The sequence below is a fragment of the Dietzia sp. DQ11-38-2 genome, from assembly GCF_014145055.1.
Classification (GTDB): Bacteria; Actinomycetota; Actinomycetes; order Mycobacteriales; family Mycobacteriaceae; genus Dietzia.
This window is the reverse complement of sequence record NZ_JAALDW010000448.1, coordinates 1-5,680: the sequence shown is the minus strand read 5'-3', so window position 1 is coordinate 5,680 and position 5,680 is coordinate 1. Positions and strand designations below refer to the sequence as shown.

General features: G+C 70.6%; 4 protein-coding genes. 1 reads left to right on the top strand and 3 read right to left on the bottom strand.

Going from position 1 to position 5,680, the window contains the following annotated elements; all coding sequences use genetic code 11:
• Positions 1–43 precede the first annotated feature (43 nt).
• Positions 44–685 carry a TetR/AcrR family transcriptional regulator gene (locus tag G6026_RS14305; RefSeq protein WP_182613568.1) on the bottom strand — a complete coding sequence of 214 codons (642 nt, stop codon included), beginning with the start codon at positions 683–685 and terminating at the stop codon, positions 44–46.
• A 118-nt stretch (positions 686–803) separates the two neighbouring features.
• On the opposite strand from G6026_RS14305, the gene G6026_RS14300 reads away from it, so the two are divergent.
• Entirely contained in the window at positions 804–2,366 is a 1,563-nt protein-coding gene (locus G6026_RS14300; protein ID WP_182613567.1) for an MFS transporter, read from the top strand.
• Positions 2,367–2,427: 61 nt separating this feature from the next.
• Here the strand turns inward: G6026_RS14300 and G6026_RS14295 are convergent, their stop codons facing one another.
• The gene (locus G6026_RS14295) at positions 2,428–4,776 is read right to left on the bottom strand and encodes an FdhF/YdeP family oxidoreductase (RefSeq protein WP_182613566.1); all 2,349 of its coding nucleotides are present in this window, start codon (positions 4,774–4,776) and stop codon (positions 2,428–2,430) included.
• Between the two features lie 66 nt (positions 4,777–4,842).
• Complete coding sequence (fdhD, locus tag G6026_RS14290) at positions 4,843–5,664, bottom strand: formate dehydrogenase accessory sulfurtransferase FdhD (RefSeq protein WP_107755400.1); 822 nt, start codon at positions 5,662–5,664, stop codon at positions 4,843–4,845.
• Positions 5,665–5,680 lie beyond the last annotated feature (16 nt).

Here is a 5,680-nt window from a genome sequence, read left to right as displayed (position 1 = left end):
CTCGCGCGGCCACCGGCCAGGACGATCGCCCCGACGGAGTCGGTCATGAGCCGGCTGCCGCGTCGTGCTGGTCCGTCTCACCGACCGGGCGGTCTCGGCCCGCGTTCCCCGCCAGGCGGCTGCGAAGGAAGTCGTCGACGAGGATCTCGATGTCCGTCTCGGCGAACGGACGCAGTCCGATCATGCGGGAGAGGACCACCGGCCCGGCGAGCTGTGCCACCGCCAGGTCGCGGTCCCCGGGGATCAGGGTCCCGGCGGATTCGGCGGCGGACAGGATCGCGTGCAGGGGGGCGGCGTAGGAGTCCACGACTCCGCGTCGCAGCTCGCCCACCTCGTCGTCGTCCCCGGCTCCCCGGCCCATCGCCAGCCATCCCCACATCGACTGCTGGAGGGGGGCGTCCTGGATCAGCCGCGTCATGGACGTGCACAGCTGGATGAGTTGATCGCGCACCGGGGCGTCGCCCGGAGGCGGCTCCGGCGCCGGCAGCAGGCGTCGGAACGCCGCGGCGATCAGTGAGTCGGTGGAGGGGAAGTTGCGGTACAGCGTGGTCCGCGCGACCCCGGACACGCGGGTGACCGCGTCCACCGTGACCGCCGCGGCGCCACCCGCCAGGAGTAGATCGACCGCGGCGTCGAGGAGTTTGCCCCGCGAACGTGCCCGGCGCGGATCGGTCGGAGACTTCATGGGTCCATTGTGACGGCCACCGGTGGTATACGGTGGGGGGACCCGACCGATACCGCCGGTATCGTTTCTCGACACGACCCACCCCCACCCCTGCCGACCCTGACCCCCGGGAGCCCACGTGCTGGAACTGACCACCGGACGGCGCCGCTGGCTGCTGTTCGTCAACATCGTGGCGGTGTCGCTGGTCGTCGCGACGATGTCCGCTCTGTACACGTCGCTGCCGGACATCGCCGTGGCCACCGGCGCCACCCAGGCCCAGCTCACATGGATCATCGACTCCTACACGCTGGCGCTCGCCGCGCTCGTGCTCACCGCCGGCGCGCTGGGGGACCGCTTCGGCCGCCGGGCCACCCTCATCGTGGGACTGGTCCTGTTCACCGCGGCCTCGGCCCTGCCCATCTGGCTGGACTCGCCGCTGTGGGTGATCGCCCTGCGGGCGGTGGCAGGGGTGGGCGCGGCGTTCGTCATGCCCTCCACCCTCTCGCTGCTCACCGCCAGCTTCCCGTCCGAACGCCGGGGCACCGCAGTGGGGATGTGGGCCGGGTTCGCGGGCATCGGCGGGATCGTCGGCCTGCTCAGCTCGGGCCTCATGCTGCAGATCTGGTCGTGGAAGTCGATCTTCGTGGTCTACTCCGTGGTCGGCCTTCTCGTGCTCCTGGCGGCCTTCACCATCGGCGAATCCGTGGCCTCCCGGCACGGTCGGCCGGACGTGCTGGGGTCCGTGTTCTCGGCGTTGGCGGTCGGCGGAGTCGTCTTCGGGCTCATCGAGGGGGCGCACACGAGCTTCGGAGAACCCCTCGTCGTCGTCGCCCTGGTGGCGGCGGTCGTGAGCCTGATCGGCTTCGTCCTGGTCGAACTCCGCGCCACCGACCCCCTCCTCGACGTGCGGTACTTCCGGCGCCGCGGCTTCACCACCGGGTCGGTCGCCGTGGGCATGCAGTTCCTCACGATCTTCGGGTTCTTCCTGCTCATGGTGCAGTACCTCCAGCTGGTCAAGAGGTACGACGCGCTCTCCGCCTCTCTGGCGCTGGCGCCGATGGTGATCCCGGTGATGGTCTTCTCGCTCCTCTCGCCCCGCATCACGGCGTGGGTCGGACTCCGGGTGGTCACCGTGGTGGGACTGGCGGCGATCGCGACCGGGATGGTCCTGCTCTCCCGGCTGGGCGTGGACTCGACCTACTGGGAGATCCTCTGGCCGCTGCTCGTGGCCAGTGTGGGACTGGGCGTGTCGACCGCACCCGCCACCTCCGCGATCGTGTCCGACATCTCGGTGGACGAGCAGGGCGTGGCCGCCGCCGTCAACGACGCGATGCGCGAGGTGGGCGCCGCCATCGGCATCGCGATCTCCGGCAGCATCCTGGCAGGCAGCTACGCCACCGGGATCGTCGACGTCCTGCCAGGCGTGCCCGAGTCCGGACGGCAGGCGGTGGAGAGCTCTTTCGCGGGAGCGGTCGAGTACGTCACCATCGCCGGGCCCGCGCTGCAGGGCATCGTCGACGCCGCCGCGGAGGTCTTCGCGACAGGGATCTCCGACGCGATGTTCGCCCTGGGAATGGTCGCGGCGGGTGCGGCGGTGCTGCTGCTGTTCGTGGCGCCCGGCCGGAGGTACGTTCCGCACGGCGAGTCGGAGTCCGGCGATGCGGTGGCCGCGGGCGCTCCCGCACGCACCCGGCTCAGCTAGCGCTCACTCCGCGGCTCGAACCGGGCTCCGCCCGTGCGCCGGTTGCTCGCCGCTGCCCTCGCTAGCGCTCACTCCGCGGCTCGAACCGGACGGTCACCGCCTTGAAGCCGGGCGTGTTGGACTCCCGCGCGACGTTCTGACGGTGGACCAGGTTGTTGGCCTCGGGGAAGTAGGCCGCGCAGCAGCCGCGGGCCGTCGGGTAGGACACCAGCCGGAACTCGTCCGCCCGGCGCTCGCTGGTCACTCCGTCCGAGCCGGTGAACACACTCACCACGTCGACCAGCTGGCGGTCCGCGAGACCCAGGTCGCGCAGGTCGTCCGGGTTCACCAGGATCACCCGCCGGCCCTCGGAGATGCCCCGGTAGCGGTCGTCGAGACCGTAGAAGGTGGTGTTGTACTGATCGTGCGACCGCAGGGTCTGCAGGATCAGGTGCCCGGCCGGCGCCTCCAGCCACTCCAGTGGTGACACCGTGAACTGCGCGCGCCCCGACGGAGTCGCGAAGGACCGGGTGTCGCGCGGCGGATTGGGCAGCACGAAGCCGGACTTCTGTCGCACCCGGCGGTTGTAGTCCGAGAACCCGGGGATCACGCGCGAGATGTGGTCGCGGATGACGTCGTAATCCTCCGCCATCGCCCGCCACCCCACCGGGTGGTCGTGGCCCAGGATCGCCTCTGCCATGCCCGCGACGATCTGCGGTTCGCTGAGGAGTTGGTCCGACACCGGCTCCAGGCGCCCCTGGGACGAGCGGATCACCGACATCGAGTCCTCCACCGAGACGAACTGTGCGCCCCCCGGATGGCGGTCGTCACGGTCCGTCCGTCCGAGGGTCGGGAGGATGAGCGACGTCTGACCGTGGACCACGTGTGAGCGGTTGGGCTTGGTCGACACGTGCACGGTCAACCCGGTGCGCTGCATCCCCGTCTCGAGCACATCGGTGTCCGAGCACGCCTTGGCGAAGTTGCCGCCCATGGAGACGAACACGTCCACGTCACCGCGCTCGAACGCCTCGAGTGTCTCCGTCGAGTCGTAGCCGTGCACACGCGGCGAGGTGATGCCGAACTCGTCGTCGAGCCCGTCCAGCAGCATCGCGCCCGGTTTCTCCCAGATCCCCATGGTCCGGTCGCCCTGCACGTTCGAGTGCCCGCGGACCGGGCAGGCGCCGGCGCCGGGCTTGCCGAAGTTGCCCTGCAGCAGCAGAACGTTGACGATCTCGCGCAGGGTGTCCACCGAATGGGGCTGCTGCGTGAGTCCCAGTGCCCAGCAGATGATCGTGCCCCGCGAGTGCACGAGCAGCGTGGCCAGTCGCTCGATCTGGTCGCGTCGCAGGCCCGTGGCCCGCTCGGTGGCCTCCCAGTCCAGCGCGGCACGCGCGGCGGCGTAGTCCCGGAACCCCTCGGTGCACGTGTCCACGAATTCGCGGTCCACCACGGTTCCCGGAGCCGCGTCCTCCGCGCGCAGCAGCAGATGGCCGAGGGCTTGGAACAAGGCGAGGTCGCCACCCACCTTGATCTGCAGGAAGTCGTCCGCGACGGTCTCGCCTCCGCCCTCGACGAGGCTCTTGGCGATCCCCGTCGGGGACTGGGGGTCGGCGAACCCGAGCAGGCCGGCCTCGGGCAACGGGTTCACGGCCACCACGTGGGCACCGCGTCGCCGGGCGTCGGTGAGGGCGGAGAGCATCCGCGGGTGGTTGGTGCCGGGATTCTGTCCGACGACGAGGATGACGTCCGCGTGATCGAAATCCTCCAGCGAGACGGTCCCCTTGCCGATGCCGATCGTGGGCGTCATCGCCGATCCGGACGACTCGTGACACATGTTGGAGCAGTCGGGCAGGTTGTTGGTGCCGATCGACCGCGCGAGCAGCTGGTACATGAACGCGGTCTCGTTGGCGGTGCGGCCCGAGGTGTAGAACACGCAACGGTCCGGCGACGTGGAGTTCACGTGCTCGGCCATGAGTGCGAACGCGTCCCGCCAGGAGATGGGGGAGTAGTGGTCGTCACCCGGTCGCAGCACCACCGGCTCGGTGATCCGGCCCTGGTTTCCCAGCCAGTACTCGGTCTTGTCACGTAGCTCGCGGATCGGGTGGGCGGCCCACCACTCGGGGGTCACCGTCCGGGTGGTGGACTCCTCGGCCACGGCCTTGGCGCCGTTCTCGCAGAACTCGGCGGGTTTGCGCGGCCCGGTGATGGACTCGGGCCAGGCGCATCCGGGGCAGTCGGTGCCGCCGCGGTGGTTGAGGCGGGCCAACGCCTGCGCCGTCCGGGACACTCCGGCTTGCGAGATCCCCCGCTCGAGCGCCACCGAGACGGCCTTGAGGCCCGCCGCGCTGGTCTCGGGTTCGTCGACCCGGATCCGGGTCTCGTCGATGTCGGCGACGGGCGCGGACCGACGGATGCGAGGAATCAGGCTCATGGGCCCATTGTGCGCCCGAACACACCTCGCCGCAGCCGCGGCCCCGGCGTGCGCGTGGCCGGGAGATCAGTCGCCGATGCGCTCCGGATGGGTGTAGACGGTGGCGCGGTCGCCACGACTGAACCCGACCAGCGTCACCCCGGTCTCGCCGGCGAGGTCCACGGCCAACGACGAGGGGGCGCTGACCGCGGAGATCACCGGTATGCCCGCCATCGAGGTCTTCTGCACCAATTCGAACGAGGCCCGCCCCGAGACCTGCAGGATCGTCTCTCGTAGCGGGAGCCGGCCCTCGCGCAGTGCCCAGCCCACCACCTTGTCGACCGCGTTGTGCCGTCCTACGTCCTCGCGCAGGCAGAGCAGGGCGCCCTCGGGGGAGAACAGTGCCGCCGCGTGGACCCCGCCGGTCCGGCCGAAGACGATCTGCTTCTCGCGGAGCCGGTCGGGCAGGGAGAGCAGGACCGCAGCCCCGACCAGGGGGGTGGCCGGTTCGGCGGGGAAATGGGTCGCCGTGCGCACCTCCGCGATCGAGTCGACGCCGCACACCCCGCAGGAGCTGGTCATGGCGGTCGCGCGGACGGACCGGGGCTCCGGGACATCGGGGGACAGGGTCACGGTGAGGGTGTTGTAGTCCTGCTCGGTGCGGCCGCTCACCGTGGTGCAGTAGCAGATCTCCGGGAGGTGGTCGCGGTGCCAGATCGCTCCCTCTGACACCAGGTAACCGGCGGCCAGGTCCATGTCGTCGCCCGGGGTGCGCATCGTGACGAGATAGGGTCGTCCGCCGAGACGGATCTCCAGCGGCTCCTCCACCGCGAGGGTCGCCACCTCTCCTCTGGCGTCACTCCCGGCGATGATCCTCTGCGCGGGGTGACGACTCGTCCGTCGTCCCATGGTGCGAGGCTAGCCG